Annotated in this window: 21 protein-coding genes; 16 read left to right on the top strand and 5 right to left on the bottom strand. The window is 62.1% G+C overall.

The window, feature by feature from the left end; genetic code table 11:
- Window positions 1-39 precede the first annotated feature (39 nt).
- From ACNO8X_RS22875 to phoU, 5 genes are all read left to right on the top strand, one after another.
- The gene (locus ACNO8X_RS22875; RefSeq protein ID WP_418002841.1) at window positions 40-477 is read left to right on the top strand and encodes a DUF6188 family protein; all 438 of its coding nucleotides are present in this window, start codon (window positions 40-42) and stop codon (window positions 475-477) included.
- A complete protein-coding gene (locus ACNO8X_RS22870) occupies window positions 474-3,551 on the top strand; it encodes an RND family transporter (protein WP_418002840.1) in 3,078 nt (1,025 codons plus the stop codon). Before ACNO8X_RS22875 ends, ACNO8X_RS22870 begins: the two co-directional genes overlap by 4 nt.
- Window positions 3,552-4,315: 764 nt before the next feature.
- Window positions 4,316-4,705, top strand: coding sequence for a helix-turn-helix domain-containing protein (locus ACNO8X_RS22865; RefSeq protein WP_418006008.1), 390 nt, complete (start codon window positions 4,316-4,318; stop codon window positions 4,703-4,705).
- 598 nt (window positions 4,706-5,303) lie between these two features.
- Window positions 5,304-5,744, top strand: coding sequence for a pyridoxamine 5'-phosphate oxidase family protein (locus ACNO8X_RS22860; RefSeq protein WP_418002839.1), 441 nt, complete (start codon window positions 5,304-5,306; stop codon window positions 5,742-5,744).
- Between the two features lie 35 nt (window positions 5,745-5,779).
- Window positions 5,780-6,463 (top strand): phosphate signaling complex protein PhoU, encoded by a 684-nt coding sequence (gene phoU, locus ACNO8X_RS22855; RefSeq protein WP_418002838.1) that lies wholly within the window; start codon window positions 5,780-5,782, stop codon window positions 6,461-6,463.
- A 25-nt stretch (window positions 6,464-6,488) separates the two neighbouring features.
- On the opposite strand, the gene ACNO8X_RS22850 is transcribed toward phoU, so the two are convergent.
- Together ACNO8X_RS22850 and ACNO8X_RS22845 are read right to left on the bottom strand one after the other, a co-directional pair.
- A complete protein-coding gene (locus ACNO8X_RS22850; protein ID WP_418006007.1) occupies window positions 6,489-6,932 on the bottom strand; it encodes a pyridoxamine 5'-phosphate oxidase family protein in 444 nt (147 codons plus the stop codon).
- Window positions 6,925-7,290: a hypothetical protein gene (locus tag ACNO8X_RS22845; RefSeq protein WP_418006006.1), complete on the bottom strand. Its 366-nt coding sequence runs from the start codon at window positions 7,288-7,290 to the stop codon at window positions 6,925-6,927. Before ACNO8X_RS22845 ends, ACNO8X_RS22850 begins: the two co-directional genes overlap by 8 nt.
- A 33-nt stretch (window positions 7,291-7,323) precedes the next feature.
- Between ACNO8X_RS22845 and ACNO8X_RS22840 the strand changes: the two genes are divergently transcribed.
- The 4 genes from ACNO8X_RS22840 to ACNO8X_RS22825 all read left to right on the top strand — a co-directional run bounded on the left by ACNO8X_RS22840 (window position 7,324) and on the right by ACNO8X_RS22825 (window position 13,467).
- The gene (locus ACNO8X_RS22840; RefSeq protein ID WP_418006074.1) at window positions 7,324-7,650 is read left to right on the top strand and encodes a hypothetical protein; all 327 of its coding nucleotides are present in this window, start codon (window positions 7,324-7,326) and stop codon (window positions 7,648-7,650) included.
- A 623-nt stretch (window positions 7,651-8,273) separates the two neighbouring features.
- The gene (locus tag ACNO8X_RS22835; RefSeq protein WP_418002837.1) at window positions 8,274-9,005 is read left to right on the top strand and encodes a DUF4436 family protein; all 732 of its coding nucleotides are present in this window, start codon (window positions 8,274-8,276) and stop codon (window positions 9,003-9,005) included.
- A 1,298-nt stretch (window positions 9,006-10,303) separates the two neighbouring features.
- Window positions 10,304-11,641: an oxygenase MpaB family protein gene (locus tag ACNO8X_RS22830; protein ID WP_418002836.1), complete on the top strand. Its 1,338-nt coding sequence runs from the start codon at window positions 10,304-10,306 to the stop codon at window positions 11,639-11,641.
- Between the two features lie 1,217 nt (window positions 11,642-12,858).
- Window positions 12,859-13,467, top strand: coding sequence for a TetR/AcrR family transcriptional regulator (locus tag ACNO8X_RS22825; RefSeq protein ID WP_418002835.1), 609 nt, complete (start codon window positions 12,859-12,861; stop codon window positions 13,465-13,467).
- Here the strand turns inward: ACNO8X_RS22825 and ACNO8X_RS22820 are convergent.
- The 3 genes from ACNO8X_RS22820 to ACNO8X_RS22810 all read right to left on the bottom strand — a co-directional run bounded on the left by ACNO8X_RS22820 (window position 13,464) and on the right by ACNO8X_RS22810 (window position 17,141).
- Window positions 13,464-15,143 carry an FAD-dependent oxidoreductase gene (locus tag ACNO8X_RS22820; RefSeq protein ID WP_418002834.1) on the bottom strand — a complete coding sequence of 560 codons (1,680 nt, stop codon included), beginning with the start codon at window positions 15,141-15,143 and terminating at the stop codon, window positions 13,464-13,466. The two genes, ACNO8X_RS22825 and ACNO8X_RS22820, sit on opposite strands and share 4 nt — an antisense overlap.
- Before the next feature lie 15 nt (window positions 15,144-15,158).
- Window positions 15,159-16,619, bottom strand: a complete 1,461-nt coding sequence (locus ACNO8X_RS22815; protein ID WP_418002833.1) for a cytochrome P450 — start codon at window positions 16,617-16,619, stop codon at window positions 15,159-15,161.
- 141 nt (window positions 16,620-16,760) lie between these two features.
- Window positions 16,761-17,141 (bottom strand): hypothetical protein, encoded by a 381-nt coding sequence (locus tag ACNO8X_RS22810; protein ID WP_418002832.1) that lies wholly within the window; start codon window positions 17,139-17,141, stop codon window positions 16,761-16,763.
- A 593-nt stretch (window positions 17,142-17,734) separates the two neighbouring features.
- Here ACNO8X_RS22810 and ACNO8X_RS22805 point away from each other — a divergent pair.
- From ACNO8X_RS22805 to ACNO8X_RS22775, 7 genes are all read left to right on the top strand, one after another.
- Entirely contained in the window at window positions 17,735-18,898 is a 1,164-nt protein-coding gene (locus ACNO8X_RS22805) for a thiolase family protein (protein ID WP_418002831.1), read from the top strand.
- A gap of 211 nt (window positions 18,899-19,109) precedes the next feature.
- On the top strand, window positions 19,110-19,832 hold the full coding sequence (locus ACNO8X_RS22800; RefSeq protein ID WP_418002830.1) for an ABC transporter permease: 723 nt from the start codon (window positions 19,110-19,112) through the stop codon (window positions 19,830-19,832).
- Window positions 19,829-20,707, top strand: coding sequence for an MlaE family ABC transporter permease (locus ACNO8X_RS22795; protein ID WP_418002829.1), 879 nt, complete (start codon window positions 19,829-19,831; stop codon window positions 20,705-20,707). The genes ACNO8X_RS22800 and ACNO8X_RS22795 overlap by 4 nt, the downstream gene beginning before the upstream one ends.
- A gap of 2 nt (window positions 20,708-20,709) precedes the next feature.
- The gene (locus ACNO8X_RS22790) at window positions 20,710-21,747 is read left to right on the top strand and encodes an MlaD family protein (protein WP_418002828.1); all 1,038 of its coding nucleotides are present in this window, start codon (window positions 20,710-20,712) and stop codon (window positions 21,745-21,747) included.
- A complete protein-coding gene (locus tag ACNO8X_RS22785) occupies window positions 21,744-22,745 on the top strand; it encodes an MlaD family protein (protein ID WP_418002827.1) in 1,002 nt (333 codons plus the stop codon). Before ACNO8X_RS22790 ends, ACNO8X_RS22785 begins: the two co-directional genes overlap by 4 nt.
- Window positions 22,746-22,813: 68 nt before the next feature.
- A complete protein-coding gene (locus ACNO8X_RS22780) occupies window positions 22,814-23,755 on the top strand; it encodes an MlaD family protein (RefSeq protein WP_418002826.1) in 942 nt (313 codons plus the stop codon).
- Window positions 23,749-24,873: an MlaD family protein gene (locus tag ACNO8X_RS22775; protein ID WP_418002825.1), complete on the top strand. Its 1,125-nt coding sequence runs from the start codon at window positions 23,749-23,751 to the stop codon at window positions 24,871-24,873. Before ACNO8X_RS22780 ends, ACNO8X_RS22775 begins: the two co-directional genes overlap by 7 nt.
- The last annotated feature ends 34 nt before the right edge of the window (window positions 24,874-24,907 follow it).

The raw sequence follows: 24,907 nt of genomic DNA, 5'->3' as shown, positions 1-24,907 counted from the left end.
TAGTATCGTTTTGCTGGTGCGGGGACAGGGGGAGCGATGATGCTCGATCAGTGGATTGAACGGTGCACCTTGCAGCGGGTGTCTTTGAATGACGGGCTGGTGTTGAGCTTCGAGGACTACAACGAGGTGGTCGTCTCCCGACCGTTTCGCCTGGGGTTGCCGCCGGTGGGTCCGTACCCCGCTGAGGTCGTGGTCCTGGACCCGCTGAACATCGCGCCTGCGCACCGCGCTTTGCTGGACCTGGCCGGGTCGATGTGCGTACGGGCATACAGCCACGACGGCGGGGCACTGCACCTAGAGTTTTCCGACGGTCACACCATCGACGTGGAGCCCGATACACATGCCGCGGCGTGGGAGCTATATGGGAAACACCACGGATATGTGGCCTGCATGCCCGGAGGCCGGGTGCAGATGGTCCGACATGATTTGCCCGCCGCGGACAGCGCCGACTACGACACGGCCCCGGCCAGCCAGTGAGCGATCCACTGCGCGGGGGACCGACCCTCACCGCAGCACCCGGGCTACCGCCGCGCCGTCGGCGCGCACGCGCCGAGACCGCGCCGTCGAGTGAATACAGCCCAGCGCTGGCCTGCCTGGGGGCGTTCACCCTGCGCCACAAGGCGCTGGTGATCGGACTGTGGATCGGGGCCGCGGTGCTGTTGGCGGTGCTTTTTCCGCAACTGGAAACCGTGGTCCGCCAACAGTCGGTGGACTTGGTGCCCCACGACGCGCCGTCGTTTCTGACCGTCGACAGGATGAGCGAAGCATTCGGCGAACAGGGTTCCAAGACCGTGCTGTTCGTCGCCTTCGAGGACCCCGCCGGCCTGACCCCACCGACCCGCCAGAAATACGCACAGCTGGTCCTTGCGCTGCGCGCCGACCCCGGCCATGTACTGCTGGTGCAGGACCTGCTGGCCGATCCGGTCACTGCACCGCGCGCCGTCAGCACCGACGGGCACGCGTGGTACCTGCCGGTCGGCGTCGCCGGCACCCTCGGCGATCCGACCGCCGCCGAATCGGTCACCGTCGTGCGCGCCATCGCGAACCGCGTCTTCGCCGCCAGCACCACCACCGTGCACGTCACCGGGCCCGCCGCCACGTTCAGCGATCAGATCGCCAACGCCGAACACGATCTGCTGTTCATTTCCATGGACACCGCCGGACTCATCGCCCTAATCTTGCTGCTGGTCTATCGGTCGGCATTCACCGCGCTCCTGCCGCTGTTGGTGATTGCGCTGAGCTTGGCGGTCGGGCGGGGGGTGCTTTCGGCCCTCGGCGAAGCCGGCTTACCGGTGTCGGAATTCACCGTGGCGTTCATGACCGCGATCCTGCTGGGCGCCGGGACCGACTACACGGTGTTCCTGATAAGCCGCTACCACGAACAGCGACGCGCCGACATCGCCCCGCCGCAGGCCGCGATCTACGCCACCGCCAGCATCGGACGAGTCATCCTGGCCTCAGCGGCCACCGTCGCACTGGCCTTCCTCGCCATGACATTCGCCAAACTCAGCGTGTTCGCCGCGCTCGGCCCCGCCTGCGCAGTGGCCGTGATGGTCGGATTTCTGGCCACCATCACCCTGCTGCCACCGGTGCTGACGCTGGCCGCCCGCCGCGGCATCGGTGACCCCCGGCCCGACCGCACCCGCCGCTACTGGAACCGCATCGCGGTCGCCGTCGTGCGAAAACCCTTGGCGCTGCTGGCATTCAGCCTCACCATCCTGCTGGCCCTGGCCGCGGCAGCAACCACCATCACCATCAGCTACGACGACCGCAAAGGCCAACCCGCCGACACCGAAAGCAACCTGGGCTACCAGCTGCTCAACCGTCATTTCGCCACCGACATGGTCTTCACCCAATTCCTTGTCGTGGAAAACCCCACCGACATGCGCACCGGCAAAGGCCTCGCCGACCTCGACGAACTTGCCTCCCGCATCGCACAACTGCCTGGCGTCAGCAAAGTATCCGGCGTCACCCGGCCCGGAGGCACCCGGCTCGAACAAGCCCAATTGTCCTGGCAGAACCAACAAATCGGCGACAAGATGGCCACCGCCGCCGCCGACGCCAACGCCCACAAAACCGACCTCGCACAGCTCACCGGCGGCGCCGACCTACTCGCCAACGGCCTGGCCCAACTCGACCGCACCCTAGGCACCGTGCTCACACCGCTGACCGGCCTGCTCAATCAAGCGCACACTGCCAATAGCCATATGCAGCGATTAGCCCCGATGCTGCAACAACTTTCGAACACTGCCCCCGAGATCGACCACGCCATCCAGGCAGGACCCGGACTACGCCCCCAAGCCGAACAAGCCCGCAACGCCATCGCCGCCGTCTCGCCACTGCGCGACCTCCTCGACACCGCACCTTGGTGTGTCGCCACACCTCAATGCACCGAACTAAGCCACCAGATGCGCGTCCTGGATGCCCTGCGCATCAACGGATTCTTCGACCGCATCGCTGAGCTGGGCGACCACTACAACCCCGCCACCAACGCCACCGTCACCACCACCCTCACCGACGTCCAAGACTCAATCACCAGCCTGCAACATGCCCTGGGCACTCTGGGTGACCCCGCCGACGCGGCCACCAACATCGCACGCCTGCAACACGGCATTAGCCAACTCGCCTCCGGCTCGCGAGCACTGGCAACGGGCGTGCACGCCCTGGCTGACAGCAACATTCAAATACTCGCCGGGATGAGCCAAATCGCCGCACAACTGCAAAACTCCGCACGTGCCAGCGCCAACTCCGACGCTTCCAGCGGCTTCTACCTGCCCGAAACCGCTTTCAACAACCGCCAATTCACAGACGTCGCAAAACAATTCATCGCGTCCGACGGCAAAACTGCCCGCCTCCTCATCGAATCCACCTTCGACCCCTACAGCGGCGCCGCCATGGCACTGGCCCACCACATGATCACGGTCGCCGACGCCGCCCGACTGAACACCGCCCTGGCCAACGCCACCATGTCCGTCACCGGATTCCCTGCCGTCAACGCCGACATCCAGCACCTGCTACAAGCCGACTTCAGCCAACTCGCCGTCGCCACCCTCGTCGTTGTGGGACTCATTCTGGTCCTGCTCCTGCGCGCGGTGCTGGCCCCGCTCTACCTACTGGGCACCGTCGTGCTGAACTACCTGGCCTCCATCGGCGTCGGCGTCGTGGTTTTCCAATGGATACTCGGTTACCAAATCGCATGGCCCGTACCACTATTGGCGTTCATCATCCTCGTCGCGGTGGGCGCCGACTACAATATGCTGCTGGTGTCACGACTACGCGAAGAATCCGAACGGAACATCCGCGTCGGTGTCCTACGCACAGTCGCCAAAACCGGTTCGGTCATCACCTCCGCCGGACTCATCTTCGCTGCCAGCATGTTCGGACTGATGGCCGGCTCCATCGCCATCGTGATCCAAGTCGGCCTGATCGTCGGCTGCGGACTACTGCTGGACACCTTCCTCGTGCGCACACTCACCGTTCCGGCCATCGCCACACTCCTGCGCGAAGCCAGCTGGTGGCCCCAGAAACAGCCCACCCGGGCCCGGCCATGAAAACGTTACTCCCACAACGGTATCGAGCCGCCACCACCCGAACCCAACCAACCATCGACAGCGCCGCTGACCAGCCCACCCGCGCACCAGCCGGCACCAACACCACACCGGACAACACCAAACACCGCCGTCCCTGCCCGATCCACTGGCCCCGCCCCCTACAGGGCAAGAACCCCTACTTCCACGGCGAGCACGAAAAACTCTTCCGAGAAGCGCTCATGGAACGCGAAATGTACCGGCTCTAAACATCACAACCCCCGGCAAGCCATCCGCCACCTGACAACGCCAACACAACTTGCACGCACCAGCGACCACAACATCGCCGACCGAAAGCGGGAACACCCCCAACCACAGCTGTTCCCGCCTACCTCAAACCCACCACCATCACCTCAGCCAGCCGGATTCTCGCAAAGTCGCGCGCGCTAGGGCCAAAAGTCCCGACTATCCGCAGCAACACGGTGAAAAACACCATATGAACAAAAAGGCGAATCTATGTAAACATTCATAAGCACGCACCAGCTGGTGGAATGCGCAGTCACTCTGGGGAGGGTGACAGAACAAGGGGGAATTGCCACGTGACCACGTCTGTTCGACCGGCTCGTGATCGCCGAGATACCAACATGATTGGCCCGAATCGGCCGGCTGCCGCGACACCGGAAGCGATGGCCGAAAGCCGCAAACCGGGCCGTGACAGTCAGGCCTCAGATCAGACCGAGCAGGTGCGCAGCACCCACCGAACGCGACGTCACCGCCGGACGGGACCGATCGAGCCCGGCTCCCTAGCACCGCGCCTCAACCGCTTGTTCGACACCATCCGTCCGCCCGGCCGCGGACCGCTGCGCAATGTCGAGGTCATCAAAGCCCTGCGCGCCCGCGGGATCGAGTTTTCCTCGCCGTACCTGTCGCAACTGCGGGCCGGCCGCCGCAACCACCCCAGCCTCGAGACGTTACGTCAACTCGCCGAAGTCTTCGGCGTGTCCGTCGCCTACTTCACCGACCCCACCAGCGCCTACAGCAGGTACCTGGACGCCGAATTGTGTTGGCTGCACATGGCACACGACCCGGACGTCCGCCGCATCACCACAGCGCTGCTGGCCCTGCCGCCCCACGCCCGAGAAGAGGTCCTGCAGTCCCCACACTGCGCGGCTGAATAGACACACGGCACGTCAACCGCAATAGGCCAAAATCAGCGCGGGTTCACAAGCATTGCCGCACAACAACTTACAGCCCGCCCAGCTCGAAGGACCGAAAAATCTGATGATACTCACCGCCGCGACCCGCCATCACACACACCCACACGCCGCAGCGGGCCGCATACCCGACGCATGTGTGCGTTAATGGGCCCGCGGGCTCGGTAGTCGACCCCCGCAGGTGCAGACGCAGCCACCCCCCGGGCTAACAACGTCTGCGCCACCACGACCACCGAGCCCGCTCCACCAGATACGTTGCCCACAGACAACATCATTCGCCGTCGGCCACACGACGTCCAACGAACCGCACCGCGAATTCGATCCTTTCAGCGGTAACCACCTCACAACCGACACCCGAGGCCGGAACTCACCTGCGTCGCGGGACCTTGGACCCTACTACGCTGACCGCGCAGATCAGCAAACTCGGAAGATGCTGCAAACACGTCGTTCGGGACATCCGAGAAAGGGGAAGTTATGGCCCTTCGATCCATCATCGGCGCGCGCGCTCGACCGTCCCGCGACGCCGGCCGGCTCGGCTTCACCGCCGCAACGGCGGTGCGTCATGGCCGCGTCTAACCCGCCGCTGCGCACCAGCCACCGCGTCGCCACCGCCCTCGGTAGCACCGAGGCCATGAGACTGCTCGCCAGCATCGATCACGGGCGAGTCGTCTTCACCTGCAACGCGTTACCGGCAGTACGGCTGGTCAATCATCTCGTCGATGACGGGCAAGTGATCCTGCGCACCCGGCTGTATCCCACCGTCTCGACGACGCTGCGGCCCCTTCAGCGCTCAAGCGTCATTGTCGCCTACGAGGTCGACCACGTCGACCTCCATGCACGCACCGGGTGGAGCGTCGTCGTCACCGGAAATGCCACCACCATCAACGATCCCGAGCGGCTCACCCGCTACGAACGACTGAACCCGTGGGTCAACCTGGACAGCGACAGCGTTCTGGCCATCACGCCGCAGATCGTCCACGGCATCCGCATCAACGCTGGCTAGCTGACTAGCCGCGACCTACGACGTCAAGCGAGGCCATGCGCACTGCGTTCCACGAGCAACTCGACGCTCTCAAAGACAGTGTCGCCGAGTTGTGCCATGACACCGCCACGATGATCCACCTGGCCACCGACGCGTTGCTGCACAACGACATGGCCGCAGCCGAACAGGTCATCGCCCGCCGCGACGAGATCAATCAGGTATGCGCCGCACGAGAAGCGGACACCTTCACCATCTTGGCCCGCCAAGCCCCGGTCGCGCGCGACCTGCGCGCCATCCTCAGCGCGTTGAAGAATGTGGCCGATCTGCAACGCATGGGCGCCCTGGCCGCGCACGTCGCCCAGATCAGTCGACGGCGCCACCCCGACACCGCGGTACCAGCTGACGTGATCAGCTACTTCGCCGAGATGGGGCACATCGCAGTCCGGCTCGCCAACGACACCAAACATGTTGTGGCCGAATCCGACTCTGACAGAGCCGCGCAACTCCACGCCGATGACGAAGCCATGGACAACATCCACCGCCGGCTGTTCACCCTAGTGTTGGACCCCCGGTGGTCCCACGGCACCACAGCCGCCGTCGACGTAACCCTGCTCAGCCGCTACTACGAGCGCTTCGCCGACCACGCCGTCGACATAGCCCAGCGCGTCATCTACCAACGCACCGGCACACTCCCGTCACTGCAGGGTCGACACCAGCAACGACGATCGTGGACTGCGTGATTCTGCTGGACCGGTCGCGTCACTATCATGTGCGTTGGTTTGCGCTGATACGGATTCCGCTGATGATCTGTGGTGTGATGGCGAGGACATTGTCGCTCGCTGGGTTCACCCACGGGTGTAGTCGCTCGTAACGGGTGAGCTGCTCCGGATCGTTGATCGTAGTGGCCATTCCGGTCACTACGACGCTCCAGCCTGTGTGCTCTTGGAGATCGAGTTGGTCGACTTCGTAGGCAACGACGACTCCTGCGTTAGGGATCGGCCGTACTGCCTTCGTCAAGGCCTGATTCAGTCGGGTGCGCAGGATCACCTGCCCGTCGTCAATGAGGTGGTTCACCAGGCGAACGGCCGGTAAGGCGTTGCGGGTGAAGATGATCCGTCCGTGGTCGACGCTGGCGATCAGTTTCATGGCCTCGGCGTCGTTGAGGGCGATTAGGGCAGGTTGGTTAGCGCGCGGCGAGCGACTAGACATGGTCATGGTGTCGCACCGCGGGCGTCATGAGGCCGAGACTGCCGTCATATCGTGGGTAGAGCAGTTGGCCTCGGCCGGTGTTCGGGTTGGTGTAGAACAGGAACCGCAAGCCGTGTTCACTGATACGGGTGACTGCCTCGGCCTCGGTCAGTATCGGTGTGGGGCGGGAATTGACGATTAGCGGGACTGGGGGAGGGGCGCCTGTAGCCGGTGCCCAGGACCAGCCCGGCGGATACATACGCCGTTGACGGGCCAGCCGTAGCCCAGATGGTCCGGCCCGGTATACAACTGCGTCTTCGCCGGTTTCGTGATCGGTGAACAGATATACGTCAAAGTCCATCGCGTCCATGACGGCCACTGTCTCTAACGGTGCGGTGATCTGTAGCGCAACGTGCTTACGCCGACCGATCACGGGCTGTCCACCGACCGCGGACAGGATCCGGCGGGTTCGGTCCGGCCAGGGGCGTGGGCGCCACGGTTCCCACGTTCGTATGATCTGACGATCCAACCGCGCGAGGGCTACCCCAAGATTGCCCACGCCGGCGGTGATTGCCTGCATGCGGGTTGGCCGGTCTCGCACCTGCAGGTTCACTTGCATCAGGAGGGGCCCACCCATGCCATCCCGCGTGGTCAGTCGTACGCGCGCATCCCCTGTGATGTGCCGGTGCTCGAGGATCTGACCCACGGCGTCTGCGACCTGCGCAGCCTGCGGCGGTGACACCCGGCCATCCGATAGTACGTAGACCTCTCGCGCTGCGGCAGGCATCGGTCTGCGCGCCAAGTGTGCCCCTCTCTACCGATGTTCTGGGCCGCCGGTTCGGCAATGAGAGTCGAGTCTGCGGGACCACTGGACGGGTCAGTAGGGTCCAAAGTCCCCGAGTCGGAGTGAACCCACTCGGATGCGTGATCGTTTGTGGTACGGGTAACATGAATGGGCGCGATTCGATCGAGCCGCGCGGCTAAGACGCTGTGGGTCAACACCTTCCACGCTACCTAGGGACCTTTGGCCCTACTGGCACCGGCCCTGCGGCAATAGTTTCTGCGGCATTTGCGTCGGTATGGAAGGTCTTAGGGGGTGAAACTACCTGCGATGACCTCGAACTCGGCACGGGAGCCCGCGCACGCGCGCACGAATAGTGCGCCAGACTTGACGCACCGACACGAGAATTATTGCCGAATCGCCGACATACGGAGGTCACCAGTTTGATTTGGAATCTGCGCCCATCCATCAACAGGCGCGCTCTATTCCTGCCGGCGGCGGCGGTGGTGGTCGCGGTCAGCGCAGGTGTCTGGATACAGGGCGGTGAACGCATAGATGCGGACTCCGCCCAAGTCGCTGGAATGTCCGAGGCCCCCGATCGAGTCGACATCGAGGCCTCCGTGCAGCGGGTGGACGCGGCCGCGAGGGAGCTCACCCTGCGCATACGGGTCACGCCCCGCGGCGGGCTGAGCACAGACCACGGACTCTCTCCGGCAGCGGACCTCGTGCTCCTGACCTCACCGGCGGTCCAGCAGGACTTGGAGTTTCGGGCGGATACGAGAATTTCCACCGTCGACGTCCCGGTCGCGCTGTCGGGCGGCTCCATTACGGACTACCCGTTCGACGGCTATCAGACCGAGGTCGAGTTCGCCGCCCGACAAGGAGGGCGCCCCGTCCCGGTCGCCATGAAATTGTCAAACAACGACGCCCTCTTCCACCTCACCCTTGAGGCCGGCGGAGCGGGCGATGTCGCTGCCTTCGGGGTGGGCGTGAGCAGGTCGAACAGCGTCCTGCTCTTCGCGTTCTTCATGATGGCCGCCATGTGGGCCCTGGCTATTGCCGTTATCATCGGTACCCGATTTCTGACCTCCCGCCGCCTCGGCCTAGTCTGGCCCGCTCTCGGCTGGATGGCAGCCACACTTTTCGCCCTCGCCGCCTTCCGCAACACAACCCCAGGATCCCCGCCCATCGGATCGTTGCTGGACTACATCGCCTTCCTGTGGGCTGAGGCGGTCATCGCCCTGTGCGTTATCATTACCGTCGTCGCGGGAGCCAAGGCAGAACCACCCGCCGAACCGCCGCCGCCCTCCTGATTTGCGCGATCGAGTTGGCCACGCAAGCACCGCAGCTTGAATCCACGCGAATGTGGGATCGCTACCGAATCCGTCGTTGACCGCCGCGACGGCATCGATCGCGAATGTGCCAGCCTAGAACCGGACATCTAAGAATTTTCGTCCGACAGGCACTGGTCGCCTGCAATCTACATGGCCAACCTGCAGCGCATAGGAGCCCTGCAGCTCATATCGCCAACCCAGTCGGCGTCGCCACCCGGGCAGGCCGTGCCCTGCGATGTAAGCGCCCATTTCGCTGCGACGGGACGTATCGAGGTCCAGCTCGGCCCCGATACCAAAAATGTTGTGCTCGAAGGTAACGCCAAGAGGTCAACTCAGTTCAACGCTGATGACGAAGCGATGGACGACATTTACCGACGTCTGCTCGCCGTCGCAATGAACCCGCCTAGCCCCGCGGTACAAGGTTGCCGTTGATGTCACCGTCCTTAGTAGTTACTGCGAACGCTTTGCCGACCACACCGTCGAGATCGCCGACCGCGTCGTCTAAAGACCACCAGAACGGGCGTGTGCCCGCCGCGGGTCCTGGCGCTGACTGCGCCGCTCGAATACCCGGATCGCCTCGCGTCTCTTCGTATCCACAGGCGAACCGGCGATGCGCTTTGGCGCGCAGCAGTGTTGGGCGCGGTATTCGGACGGTCGTCCCGGGCAATGCGCCATTGGTCCATCGGGTGATGATTGCGCTGTACACCGTGCTGGCATACCTGGACCCTCCAGGCGATCTCCTCAGCGAACCGTCCGACGTGCCGGCGGGGGTGAAGTCGTGTTTGTCGTCGCCGTGCTGCCCGGGTCAGCGCAGCAGGTCACGTCGATCGCGGCGTACGTGGGCCGGTTGGTGGTCTGCCCCTACCCGGACCGCATCGCGTCGCGCATTCCTGTAGAGGCCGGGCATCGATCACTATTTGTGATACATATCGGCACAATCAGTTCGTTCAACCGATTTGACGTCGTGAGAGAAATCTCGATAGCCCAGTGGACCCGTGAAGGTTCTCTGTCGGGCTTGGGTCGCCACAGTGGGCGGTTGCGCGGGTTGCCAGCTGCGGCAAGTCGAGCTGTTTATGCAGTTAACTGGCATTCGAACCCACCTGACGGCGGTCCGTGGTGGGGCAGACCTTCCACGCTTCAGGATCAACGAGGTCTGGCTAGACCAGTCGGCTGCCTCGTCGGTGTCGAGAGATACTGGGAAGTAGTAACCACCCAGCTGATACAATAATATTCATCCGTATCACATGCGAATGCAGCTCAACCCGGAGGAGATTGACATGACCGAAGTCGACGTGCCGAAGGCTGCGTCCAACCCTGGAGCGGACGAATCAGCGGATGACCATCTGCTGACTGACACCCCGATCACTAAGAACGTCATCTACGGGCCTGCCTATGTACCGCGGTTGGAGGGTGACGACAGCCTTCCGCGTCGTCAGCAGCACCCAATCCCAGTGCCGGCGAATTCGTTGCTCTGGAAGTACTTCGGCGAATACTCGGTGATGCTTGCCGGCGTGGCAAACGCTGGATTGCTGCAGAGCCTCTTTCCACAGGTGGCGCAAGGGGTTTCCGAACACTCGCAGCTGCTCAACTCGAAGGACTATCGGGACATCTTCCAGCGGATTATCAACACCCAGGTGGGTATCACCAAGGTGATGTATTCGTCACCGGAGGTCGCCAAGACTTACGGGATTCAGCTGCGTAACTACCACAAATCGGTGAAAGGTGATATGCCCAACGGGCGTACCTACCATGCACTCAATGCAGAGACATGGTACTTCACCCATGCCACGTTCTTTATGACCATCATGGAGGCCAGTGATGCCGGGCTGTTCCGTAAGCCGCTGACATGGGCGGAGAAAGAGCAGATCTTCGAGGAATCCAAGGCGTGGTACTCGCTGATGGGTGTCGACGACCGCGCGCAGCCGGAGACGTATGCCGACTTTGAAAAGTACTGGGAAAAGACGCTGAAAACGCAGATGTTCGCCAGCAAAATGTCTGATTACAACTTTGTGTTGGTACGCGGCGGAAACTTCGACAAGCTGGTGGCGCCGCGGTTGCGCCCGGCGATGCGACGGGCGGCGCCGCTGATTCGTCGGATGATGCGGCTCATTTTTGTGGCACCGCTTAAGCCGGAGCTCCGGGATGCACTGCGGGTCAACGACGTTTACTCGCCGATTGATGCCATGATCTTCCGCGCGATCATGCGGGTGCAGCGTTGGGTCCGTCAAGGGATGATAATTGCTCGCGTGCCGTTGAAGTACCGTTATATGCCGGTCGCGGTCGAGGCGTTCGAGCGTGCGGGCATACACCCGGACGACATCACATTAGAGTCGGCGAGGGAGGCTCTGCGGCAAGCCCGTGCCGAAGCCAGTGGCGCCCGATCGCTGTCCACGGTAGCTGGCGCCGAGATGGCTCCTGAGGGCGCTGTTTGTGCGAAATGTCAACGGGAACTTGAGGTGTGCGCAGACTGCCAGGGCACCGGTCAGGCGAATGGCGACGTGTGCGATGTGTGTGACGGGGCTGGGCGGGGGTGCAAGGTGCATCACAACAACTGGCGAGAACCTGGTCGCGGTAACGGCGTCGGACTTGAGGACGACTTCTCGGTCACCGACTAGGGCGGTTCTCCTCCTACATGGCGGCGTGCCGAGCCGCTTTTTAGCTGGGTGGCGGCGGTTTCTCGGATTCCCTTGTTGAATGTTGATCAATAGGATCGGGTTTCAGCGCTACGGCGGTCGAGGTCGGGCAGGCGTGGGTAGTGTGCGTTTTGGTGACAGTTGTCCTGTAGCGGAGGCCATCGTGTGCCGGCTTCGGACCAGCCTCGTGTGGACGTCATGTGCCGCGATCGGAATTCGGCCCGCGGTGGATGGTATGGCCCGTCGCGGCTGGGCCGGGGCAGGCTCAGCCGTCGCTGCCTGCCTTCGTGAACGGACAGTCGGTCGCGCGGCGCTGCTGGGTCACAACTTACTGCTTTACCGCGTTTCATTGATCAACGCAACGAGGACCCGTACCGATGAGGTCAGGTCGGGCGAGTTGCCCGACACGATTCGGTAACCGGCAATGCCGGCGCATGTTGAGACGTAATCGACCATGACTCGCCTACTTAGCACTAAAGCACCGAATATCGCACATATCTGATACAAATAGTGACAATAAACTCAAGGTCATGTTTCCACAACCCGACGGAGCATTCCGGTGACCGATACCGAGGTAGTAAACAACGATACGGCACGCCACGGGATCGCCCCGGATGCGTTGGCCATTGACACAGCCGTCGGACGGAATGTGTTCTACGGTGGCTCCCGGTTACCGAATCGCGGTGAATTAGGCCGCACCGCTGTGATGACCGTGGTCGACTCCGAACATCGCCGTAGCGCAGCTCACCGATGCGGTCTGCTGGCTACCGCGCTATCGATGCTTACGGCCAGCTTGTGCGGGAGTTCTCACGCGGCCGCAGAGCCGGAACACGTTGTCCGATATGTCGTCACGGCAGACGCCGGTCAAGAGATGACGATTCACTTCCGGATCGCCCCCCAGACGGAGCGCTGGAGCGGGGCACATTCGGAGAACTACTGGGTCGGCCCAGATGAGCCGTGGGAGCAGAGCGTCACGCTGGAGGACCCGGGTGGCGCCTACGTGTCGGTGAGAAACGTTTGGTGGAATCCAAGTCTGCATTGTGAGATCTGGGTCGATGGCAAGCGGACAATGGAGGGCGCTGGCGTGTGTATTCCACGCCCCGCGCCAGTTGCGGAGTGATAGGCACCCGGTGCTCGCGCAAACCGCTGGTACGATAGCTCACTGTTGTCTCAGATCAACCATCAATACAGGAGGTACGGTGTCGGCTCGGGAAAAGAACCTGATGCACGGGTTTGAAAGCACCGCTGACGATCAGATCCTTGAGGCGGCACAAGACGAGTTCAGTATCTCCGGAATCCAGCGCACCAATATGGATGCGGTTGCGCGTAACGCCGGTGTCAGCCGGGCAACGCTATATCGCCGGTTTCCGACGAAGGCCTCGCTGCTGGATGCGGTTGTGGTGAGGGCTGGGCTATGGGGCGGCAAGCGTATTGCTCGGATGACAGAGGGCCAGACTCCTCAGGAAGCGGTGGTTACGGCGTTCGTCGAATCGGCGCGGATGCTGCGTTCGGTGCCCTTTTTCAGCGAGCTGCTCGACTTCGTTGTGTCGAAGCACGTCGATGGTGATCGCATGCTCACCCATTTATTCAATAAGTACCAGTTCGGTTCAACATTCGTTCACGGCATGACACTTACCTTAAGGCGTGCGGGTGCCACGATGCCCGATGACGAATTGCATGTTGTCGCCGAGATGATGTTTCGGATGGCTGTTTCGATCACGCTTTCACCGTCGCCTGCCATGGATATCTTGAATCAGAAGGCAATGGCGAATTTCGTTCGGCAATACTTAGCCCCGATGGTGTATTAGGCGGGTGTGCTTTCGGCGCTTTTTGGACCGTTCGCAACCTCCAGCATCGTGCGGATGTCGACAAACTTTTCCCGGGGCGCCCCTCGCAACCGGCCGCGTACCGTCTCTGCTGAGTCGATTTTCTCCCAACCCCGCCCGTCGACAATGGCGACTCCCCGACGCCGAAGTAGCGTCAGCGCACCGTCTGCTGCGCCGGTCGGTTCCGGCAGTGTTGCATCGTCGAAGTCAGCCAGCAGACTGTTGGCGGTTTCCAAGCTGCACATCCGGTTGCGGCCGATTCCTCCTTGTGGGCCCCGCTTGATCCAACCTGCTACATAGGTGCCTGGACGCCCGGTGACGGCGCCGGCCTGGTTCGGAATGACGGCGAGCCGGGCGTCGAAAGGCAGCCCGGAGATGGGGCTGCTTCGATAGCCCGTTGCCCGGATGACAAGCCCAGCGGCAATAATCTCTTCGTCGCCGGATACCAGCTGCCCATCCGGTCCGTAGTGGCTGGGCCGGACTCGGACTCCTGTGCATCCAGATTCGCTCCCGACGATCTCCTGCGGTGTCGCGTGAAACCTGAGGCGGATGGTGCGAGACGGGTGAGTCGGCGCCGTCGGTCCACGTTCGGCGATATCGCGCGCGAACCGAATCTTCGCAGCGACGGTGGAGTCGAGAGTGCCTTCGACGAATGCGTGCTGGGTGTCCGGATGCACGCCGAGGTTGCTCGAATCGATCTCGACGCCGGCGTCGAGCAGCTGTGTGAGCGCTAGGAACTCCGGTGTCGAGTAGGCGGCATGTCCGACATCCCGGCGAGCCAGCACAGTGACCTCACGGATCTTGCTTCTTTGTAGGACCGCGAGCACGTCGGACGGGATGTCGGAGCGCCGCAGCTCCTCGGGCCCGAGCGTCAGGATGCGTGCCACGTCAAGTGCGACGTTGCCGTTCCCAATGATCACCGCATGCCGAACCGACAGGTCAATAGGGAGATTCGGCTGATCGGGGTGCCCGTTATACCAAGCCACAACGTCCCGTGCAGACAAGGAATTAGGTAGTTCCTCACCCGGTATCCCGAGCCTGCGGTCATCAGAAGCTCCGGTGGTGTAGACCACCGCCTGGTAGTGCCGCGCCAGTTCGTCGTGAGTGATGTCCCGACCGACGTCGACATTGAGGATGTACCGGAACCCCTCATGCCCGGCAATCTTCTCGAAAAGGCGTTGCACGTTCTTGGTGTCCTGGTGGTCAGGAGCCACGCCGGCGCGTACTAGACCGTAGGGTGTCGGCAGCCTGTCGAACATGTCTACTGCTGCATTCTTGTGCTCCAATAAGCGTTCAGCGACAAAAAACCCCGCTGGGCCCGAGCCGACGATCGCCACCCGAAGCGGGGACGGAAGCGCAGTTGGGGCTGCGCGCCACCGCATGTACGTCCCCGTGCGGACATCGTGATCTCGGTAGTAATCGGCGTTGATGGTCAAATAGGGCCAATCACGCGGGCTCATCTCATCGTCTCGGACAATGGCAGACACTGGGCATTCATCGATGCATTGCCCACAATCGATGCACGTCGCGGGATCGATATAAAGCATCTCCGCGCTACCGAACTCCGGTTCGGACGGGGTTGGATGAATACAATTGACCGGGCATACCGCGACGCAGCTGGCGTCGTTGCAGCATGAGCGGGTAATCAGATGTGTCATTAAATCCAAAGTCCTTTAGGCGGCGTCATGCGTGCTTACGCGAGTACCCGATCGCCATCGCTCCAGGAGCGACCTAAAATAGGCGACAGGGGCTGAGTTTGGTGCAATTCCCCATTCGACCTCCTGATTGCCTTCGGTAACGAGCTGTGTTTGCAGCGTGGCGGGGTCAAACTTGCGTACCGAGGCAGGGAACCCCTCAGAGAACGCCAGCGAGTTCTGCAATGTGGGCAAGATATGCTGTTTATCGACGCTCCATTCGAATTCTCGTAGCAGCGTGTGGTAGACGGAGAATATCTGCATTTTCGCAAAGTGCATTCCGATGCATTTGTGCACCCCTCCGCCGAAGGGCATCCACTTTGCCCGGTGGTCCTTGTCCTCGGCACGTTCCGGAGAGAATCGGTCCGGGTCGAATTGCCGTGGATTGGTCCAAACGTTCGGATTCGTGTGATGCGACCATGTCAACGCTGCTATCGCCGTGCCACGTGGAATGCGATATCCAAGTATTTCGGTATCCCGCACTGCGTTGCGGACCATGCCCGGTACGGGTGTGCGAAAACGCAGCGTCTCCTTCATGATGTTCTCCAGCTCGGTCATTTTGCCGAAGTCTGTGAGGCTGGCGCTCTCTGGAAACGTGTATGCCTGAGCCCGCGCGCGGCGCTGCCACTGAGGGTTGAGGCCAAGGTAATAGGCCATGTTGGTCATGGTGATCGTGGTGGTGTCATGGGCGGCGAACAGAAAGAACAGCAGATGCCGCATGATCTGCCGATCGCTGAACCGATCGCCGTCCACCGTCCGAGCCCGGCACAGTTGCGACATGAGGTCCGGTGTATCGGCGGCCCGCTTCGCGGGTATCCATGAGAGCAGGAAACGATGAAGGTACCGCCGCGCGAGAGTCTGCTTGACAATGTTGACGCTCACCAGGTCATCAAAAGCTTTGCCGACTTTGGCCACCTCATCGGGAGACAAGGTGATTCCCATGAAGATCTCGATGGTAACGCCCATGTTGATGCGTTTGAAAAGCTTGCGCTGATCGACCGTTTCGCCAACAGGAAGGGCGCACACAGCCGACCTGATTTTCGGCGCCACCTGTTCCATATAGTTAGACAGCTGCAATGGTCCCATCGCTTGCTGAAGTAGCAACCTGTCATGCCGATGTTCGTCGAAGTCCATCTGCAGAATCGATCGGGTGAATTGCCCGGCGCGGGAAAGGATGATGCCCCACCCGCCCTCGGCGGAGATATCGTCGTTCTTGTTAAGGGCCACGGCCTCGGCAAATGACGGATCGCCACTCACAATCGCTTGTGGGAACACGAACGGCACGCGGAAGGCTAAACGTACGGCGGGCGCTTCGTACCTTTCTTGCAACTTTCCCAGTGCCTCTCCGGGGGCCATGGACAGGGAGAACCAGGCCAGTCGCAGGTAGTCGAGAAGCCTCAAGGCTGGAACCTGTGGGGCGGTGCTTGCGATCTCGCTCATCAGATGACTCTTTCGCGCTTTTGCCAAAGTGGAGACTGATCGACGCGTCTCCACGACCGTATTGAGACGTAATATCTCATTTGTTTCGGTCCAACGCAACAGTGTGCGCCAATGAACCCCGTTGACTCCGTGGCATACTCACTATGCTCGACGGGACGGGAGTCCGCGCTTGCCGTCGCATTTCTGATTCAAGTCCGCAACGACGTCATCAACGGCCTGGACTTGTGCAGCCGAGGCCGCCTCGTTGTTTGCGGCGGTCTGAAGGTCGTCCATGGCGGCCAGAAGTGTCCTTATTTCCGGACGGATATCGGGGCTGCCCCACACGTCGGGATGCCAGAACGACGCAAACCCCGCGGTCTTGAGCAGGGGGATCACCCTGTTATAGAGCATGTTCATGCGATCCACATCCCGCTGGCTCGGATTGGTGCGCAGGGGTTCGGAGATCAATGCGATCCGTGGGCCATGACTCTCGGCAATGTCGCACCACGACTCGTAGGCGCGGGCGTCCGGCGCGGTGGTCACCCCTAGGGTGAGGCAGACGGCAATCCCCGCCGGAATGGATAGCAAATATTGTCTCATCTCTGATCGAGACTCCTATTGTCGCAGGTCAAGTGGACTATACCACCGGATATCGATATTTGAGTGTTGGTTCTGAAAACCGCCTGAGAGGGCTTCATGGGCACATGAATCGGAGGGAATGCGATGGGCGCAAACATTGGTTGCGAGTCAAATGTGAATCAAGATCGGGCGTTGTTGCGTCCTATTCTCGCCTTCGAAGCTTGGGAGAAGCGGCACATAAGCCCATGTAGAAGTGGTATTACTCCGGCCATGCCGTTGCCATTGGGTAAGCAGTGGTCGCAGCAAAGCCCCGAGGATCTGGTCGCTGCAGTCCAGGGGTAGCAACACAATCCAACTTGATACAGATTGTGAAAATTGCTTTGACTGGATCATGTCTTGTGTGATGATGGGGACGCGTGAGCGAGGGTGTGGCGGCATAACGTCCGCTGCCGGACCGATACCACCTTCTCGAAAGGATCAGTGCAGCAGGTGTTTTCATTGGCATTAGACAGGTGGACGCAGTTCTTGGGATCTGACTGGCAGTGGAGCGGCGCGTGATGCGGGTGAACCACCCGGTGATCGTCGACGCGGTCAGGACGCCGGTCGGTCGACGCGGCGGTAGCTTGAGCAATTGGCATCCGGTGGACTTGTTCGCCTTGACGCTGCGCAGCCTTGTCGAGCGGAACCTCCTACCGCCAGGTGACATCGACGATGTAATCACCGGATGTGTCCTGCAGTACGGGGAGCAGACGGGAAACCTTGCGAGGCATGCGGTACTGGCAGCGGGTTTGCCGGAATCCGTGCCAGGAGTGACGGTGGACCGCCAATGCGGCTCGGGCCTGCAGGCGGTGAGCTTCGCGGCGCAGGCAGTGGCATCGGGTATGCAGCGTGTGGTTATCGCCGGCGGGGTGGAGTCCATGTCGAGGGTGCCGATGCCCCCAGCCATGGTGCCTGGCGCGCCTCTCGGTCCCCAGTATTCGGACAGTGAGAAGGCCCGCTATGACGGGCGATTGACCGCCCAGGGCCCGTCATCTGAGCTTCTCAATGTCACATTCGGTCTCACCCGCGGAGAGTTGGACGAATTCGCTGCACGTAGTCACGAACGGGCAGCGGCAGCCTGGCGTGCCGGTTGTTTCACCGCCGACGTGGTTCAGCCACCCGGAGGCGAAGTAGTCCCGACCGACGAGGGCATTCGCGAGAGTGTCGACCGAACCAAGATGGCGAACCTCAACGCGGTTTTCAACCCCGCCGGCGCGACGACCGCGGCCAACTCGTCGCAGCTGAGCGATGGTGCGGCCGCGCTGCTGATAACTGATCGGCGATATGCCGCGGGGCGAGGACTTGCGGCTCGGGCACGATTCTGTGCGTCCTCGGTGGCCGGCTCGGACCCGGTCATCCAATTCACGGGGATCCTGGATGCCACCGACAAGGCGCTCCAGTCCAGTGGCCTGTCGATCGGCGACATCGATCTATTCGAGGTCAATGAGGCGTTTGCGGGAGTCCCCCTGGTGTTCCAGAAGGTCTTCGGAGTCCCGATAGACAAGCTGAACGTCAACGGGGGATCGATCGCCATCGGTCATCCGCTCGGGTCCACCGGCGCGCGGATGCTCACCGACTTGATCGGCGAACTGGAGCGGCGTGACGCCCGGCGTGGCCTGTTGACGATCTGTGAGGCGTCGGGCACCGCAAACACCGTGATCGTGGAGCGGATCGTCGCGTGACGGCGCGTTCACCGTGGAGATGTTAGGAGCGCAGGAATTGACGGACCTAATTACCCCTGAAGACGTGGCGAGAGCGGAATCGGCCAGCCAAATGGTGAGGCGCCGCCGCGCCCCGCGGCCGGCCATTGCCGGGACGATCCGAGCATTCGTTACCCGGCTGACCCTAACCAGTACCGCGACCGTCGGTCGGTCGGTGCAATTGGCGGCCTCGGTGCTGCGCTACTTGGTGACTGACTGCCTCCGATTGCGGCTGCCGGTGGGGGAGACGCTTACCCAGGCCTGGTCGCTGTTGACCGTGACGGTGGTCCCCGCGGTGCTGATGGCGATTCCGTTCGGGGCGATCATCACGATGCAGTCCGGGGGAATTCTCCACGATGTCGGTGCCTCGTCCATGGCGGGTGCGGCCAGCGGTCTCGGCATTGTGCGACAGGGGGCGCCCATGGCGTCGGGGTTGTTGATGGCCGGTGCAGCGGCCTCGGCCATCGCTTCGGATTTGGGTACCCGAGCTATCAGGGAAGAGTTGGACGCGATGCGGGTCATGGGAGTCGATCCGGTGCAGCGACTGGTGGTGCCGCGGTTGGTGGCGATGCTGATGATCGCCCCGGTGATTCTCGCGACGATCGTTCTCGTAGGGGTGGGGTCCGCGTTCTTTATCGCGGTGCGGCTGACCGATGTCAGCCCCGGCAGCTTCTGGGCGTCGTTCGGCGCTTTCGCCAGCCTCACGGACTTGATGTTCGCGCTCGTCAAGACTTTGGTCGCTGCGGCTCTTGTGGCCCTGATTGCTAGCCTGCGTGGTCTTGAGGCACATGGCGGGCCACGCGGTGTTGCCGACGCGGTGAATGCTGCCGTGGTCCTTAGCGTGGTGACGTTTGTGTTCGCGGCCCTGGTGTTGACGCAGCTGCAGACGATGTTCTTCCCGGAGCAGTTCGCATGACGCGGGGCACGCAGGTCTCCAGCTACCGGCCGCTGCCATGGATCACCGGCCCCGTCGAGCGCGTGATAGCCCGCCCGGCGGCCAATTTCTTGGCCACGCTGGGCCAGGTGGCTCTGTTCGTCGGGACCACAATCTGGTTGCTGCCGTCCACCGTCCGCTGGTACCCGAAGCAGACGATCAAAGTTTTGAACAATCTGGCCTGGGGACGTGGGGCCCTCATCGTCGACGGAGGCGTCGTCTCCACGATGTTGCTAGTCGGGTTCGGGATCGGCGCGATGGTGTCCATCGAGGCGTTCGCGGCAATGGACATGATCGGTTTCGGCGCCCTTACCGGTGTCGTGGGTGGCATGGCGAACGTGCGCGAAATGGCGCCGATAGCGGCCGGGATCGCCTTCGCGGCGCAAGCGGGATGCCGGATGACCGCGGAGGTTGGCGCCATGCGGGTATCCGAAGAGATTGATGCGATCGAGGCGCTGGGCATCCGGTCAATTCCCTTCGTGGTCGGCACCCGGCTCTTGGGGGGCGTGCTGTCCGTCGCCCCGGCCTATCTGGCGACATTGTTGCTGAGCTTCGTAGTGAGCCGAACCTTCGTGACGGTTGTGCACTCCCAGTCTGAAGGCACCTACCAGCACTACTTCGAGCAATTCGTCGATCCTGTGGGGCTGGTGTGTTCGCTCGTCAAGGCCGTCGCGTTCTGTGCGGCAGTGACTTTGATCCATTGCTATTACGGGTTCTTCACCACCGGCGGCCCAGCGGGCGTGGGGGTGGCCAGCGGCCGCGCGATCCGGGCCAGCCTGGTGATGATCATCGTCCTAGATCTCGTGTTGTCGGTAATCATGTGGGGCTTGCTCCCTCAATACGTGTTCCGGGGCTGACCATGTCCGAGCTGGTACGTGGGACCGATGCGCAACAGCGCAGAACCTTGGTGCGCGTGGGTGCGTTGCTGGCCGCGGTGATCGCGGTGGTAGTTGCCGTGGTGGCGGCGAGGCCGGTCGATCGGCCGTTGGGGACTCTGGACGTGGTGCTGTCCACTCCAAGTGTGGGGCAGGGTATCAACATCAACTCCATTGTGATGCTGCATGGGGTGTCTGTGGGTTCGATCTCCGCGATGGACAATCGGCGTGGTCTGGTGGATATGCGTATCCGACTGAACCGCAACCAGATTCGCGGGCTCACGGACTCCTTCGGATTCGACTTTCGGCCGCAGAACACCTTCGGTGTTTCGGCGGTGAGTATCACGCCGCGTGAGGGTGGGAGCCTGTTGATTGACGGGCAGCATATCGACCGTGCGCCCGATATCAACGCCACCATGTCGCAGCTGCTCAACAGTGGCATCGCGGTGGTGACGGGTGTGCTCACCGATGATCTGGTCAGATTTATCCGCCGCGCCACTGAATACACCGCCGCGCTGGCGCCGCTCATCGAGAGCGGGCTGGTACTGACTAGTCTCGTCGCCGAAACTCAGAGGGGGAGCGCCGCGGACCTTGTCGCGAAACTGAGCGACGTCATTGAGCCGATCCCGTCTATTGTCGATCTGAGCTTTCCGGCGGCGCACAGGTTCCGGTACCTCAAGGGCTATAGGTATGCCATCTCGGATATCGGCAGTATCGTGGCTTCCCTAGAGGAGATCAGTGACGGTTTATTCGGGCAGTTGGGTGACATCCTTGCCAGTCACCGGACCGAGCTGACACCCAGCACTGAAATCGCTCGGTCGTTCGCGGACGCCGTAACTGCGCTAGTACAACGATCCCGCGGCTCCCTGCGACTGGACAAGACACTCGCCGGTCTTGGAGAGATATACAACGGCCCAGACAGCAAGAGATCGCTGAAGTTTCGATTGCTGTTGGAGCCCTTGCCGGTGTTGCAGTCTGCGATGCCGCCGCCTGCCGATCTCGACGGAAACGGAGCACGATGACGGAGACCCGACGTGCGCTCGTCTACCTCGTGGTGACCGCGGTGCTGACCGCTTTCATCTACGTGGTGGTTGTTAATGGGTTGCGCAATCCCCTCGCGACACGCACAGCCTCGTACCAGGCGTTGTTCAGCGACGTATCTGGGCTGCGAGTCGGTGCCGACGTCCGCAGACAGGGGGTCCAGGTGGGCAAGGTGACCTCGATCGCGGTGTCACGTGCCGGGGACGTCAACATCGCCGAGGTGGGATTGGACTTGTCGCGCGATCAGCGAGTAACCACTGCGACACGCCTGAGCGTGAAGTTCCAGAACCTCACCGGTGCGCGGTATATCGACATCCGTGACGAGCCGGGAGTCGCTGGTGAGGAGGTAACGCGAGTTCCACTGCGACAGACCACCGGTTCGTTCGATATCACGGCGATCTTCCAGGGGCTGGCGCCGGTCCTACACACCGTCGACCCTACCGATGTCAACGCACTCAGCGAGAAGCTTGCGGTCTTCCTCGATGGGGATGGGGCCGGTGCTGCCGATCTGCTGGACAGCATCCGCACACTCGCCGCCACCACCGGTAACCGGCAGCAGGTCATCAGCACCCTGGTCGGGAACATCTCGGTATTCGCCCGCCAGCTCCGTGGCAGATCGGCGGCACTGATCCAGAACTTGTCCGCTTTGCAACACGTGACGAGTCAGATCCAGCCGTTGATGCCACAGTTCGGGGCCCTCGGGGAGTACGGCCCCACCTTTTTCACCGCCGTGAATCGGTTGATGTGGTTGCTGGGCCTACGTAAGGGTGCGGTGCTGGATCAGAGGTTCGATGTATTGCGGGCCAATCTGTACCGCATCCCGGAATTTTTCGAACGCATGCCGGGCGCCTATGGCGGACTGCAGCCAATGCTCAAAGGCCCTGGGTCGGACCTCAACTGCACCAACGGTCAGCTCACAATTCCGCCCATGGTGAAAGTCTTTCTCGGCGACGAACAGGTGGTCTTATGCAACCGCTAGCCACGGCCACTCGGCGCCTGCTGGCCAACCCTCGCACTCCAGAGGCCGCGCGCGCTCGCCAACTTGTGGTGGGATTGTCGGTCTACGTGGTGGCTGCTCTTGTGGCAGTCTGCGTCGGCTACGTCTATCTGCAGCCGCCGGCACGCCGCAGCGTGTCGTTCCTGATCACTGACGCGGCCGCCATCAAGGCGGGAACTCAGGTACGGGTGGCGGGAATACCTGCCGGGACGGTCGAGGCCGTTCGACTGGGGACCGACGCCGTGCGCGTTGAACTAAGTGTCGACAGCGGCATCTACCTGGGCGACCAGACCTCCGTGGATGTGCGGATGCTCACCGCGGTTGGTGGCTACTACATCAACCTCAGCTCCAGTGGGGATGTTCCGTTGGGCAGCAAGACGATTGCTGCCGAACGGACCCACGCGCCGTACAGCCTGCCCGACCTGTTGGCGGACAGCGCAGCGACGGCGCAGAAAATCGATGCCCGCCAGCTCGGTGCAAACCTCGACAACCTGGCCGGCGCATTGGAGGCGAACCCCGGATCTGTCTCCACGATTGTCGACGGAGTCAAGGGGGTTGCGCAGATCGTTAACCGCCAGCAAGACCAGTTGCGGTCGATTCTCGACGCCAGCGCCGAGTTGCTCCACGCGACCGTTGCCGATGGAGCGATGCTGGCCTCCCTGGTTCGACAGGCATCGATACTCGTCGCGACGTTGGACACCTACAAGGTCGGCATTGCGGGTGCGGGCACAGGTCTCGCGAAATTGATCGACGCGCTGGTGGTCGCAACCGATTTCTACCAGTCTCATCGAGACTGGCTTATCGACAGCCTGAAACGAGTCGACAACGCGCTCAAAGTCATCAACACCGATATCCCCAGGATCATTGGGAATCTGGGGAACTTCGTCAACAACGTCCGTGGTGCCATCTCGCCGGGAGGCCTGCGGCTCGTACCCGAACTGCCGGTACTGGCGACCGATATGTGTGTGCCCATCCAGGGGCGCACATGTTGATTCGCGAGGCTGTGTCGAAACCCCTCGCCGTACTCGTGGTCGCCGTCACGCTGGGGGCAGACACGTCATGTTCGGTAACCGACCGCGCCCGGCATGCCATTGCTCACGCGCAGGGCACGGCGGAGTACTGCGCCATCCTGAGTGACGCGATCGGTCTGTATCCTGGCAATTCGGTATCGCGGATGGGCATTCCAATCGGCCGGATCGCTTCTGTCGAGGCGGCGGCTACCTCGGTGCGGGTCACGTTTGCGCTCGATCAAGGCATATCAGTCCCCGCCGATGTTATGGCGATCACCCGGGCTCCCACTATCTTGGCCGATCGCACGTTGGAACTCACCGGTGGTCACGCGCCCGGAACATTAGTGCCCGGCCAGTGCATCCCGATGCCGCGGACCAGGACCGCCAAGAGCATCACCGAGAGCACGGCGGCGATCACCAATGTAGTCAGGCAACTCTCCGGCGCCGGTCGCGGTAAGACCGTGGATCGGTTGGTCACCGCTGCCGCCGCGCAGCTCGGCGGCACTGGACCCGGTATGCACGACGTCCTTGCCAACGTTGCAGGCGCGGTCGGCGACCTCAGCGCCTTCGACGCCGATCAACTGATCAGGGACATCGCCACGACCATGAGAGGTATCACCGCAAACTGGACCGATCTGGAGAATTTGCTGCGGCTGGCGCCGACGGGTATCGACTCGCTGTCTCTCGGGCTATTCCAAGCCGTCTCAAACTTGATCGGTCCACGCTTGAATCCGATTATTCAGATGGTGCTCGATGCGGCGACTCATCTACACGAGATCGTGTGGAACACACTTGATACGGCCACCAGCACCGTGCGGCTGCTTTCCGAGCACACCGGCGTAATCGTGATGTATGCAGGAACGCTGCCGAACATCCTCGACGGGATACGCAACTTCTGGGCGCGGGTCCGCACCCGCGAGATACCGATCATGTCGCCCAGAGTCGAGGCCGGACCGTCGAGCAACGGGACGGTCTGTTCCCGCACTGACTTGGATCCTCAGAGTAAGGACCATTGCGGATTCTTCTACGGCGTGCCCGACGGGATCACTTCGATAGACCTTCTTCAACTCGTTCTCAAAGGGGGTGTCAAGAACCCGTGATCAAGATTCCAATGCGAGGTCCTCTGGCGGGGGT

It is taken from the genome of Mycobacterium sp. PDNC021 (assembly GCF_048282635.1).
GTDB lineage: Bacteria > Actinomycetota > Actinomycetes > Mycobacteriales > Mycobacteriaceae > Mycobacterium > Mycobacterium llatzerense.
The sequence above is the reverse complement of the archived record's forward strand: the minus strand, read 5'-3'. Positions and strand labels throughout refer to the sequence as shown.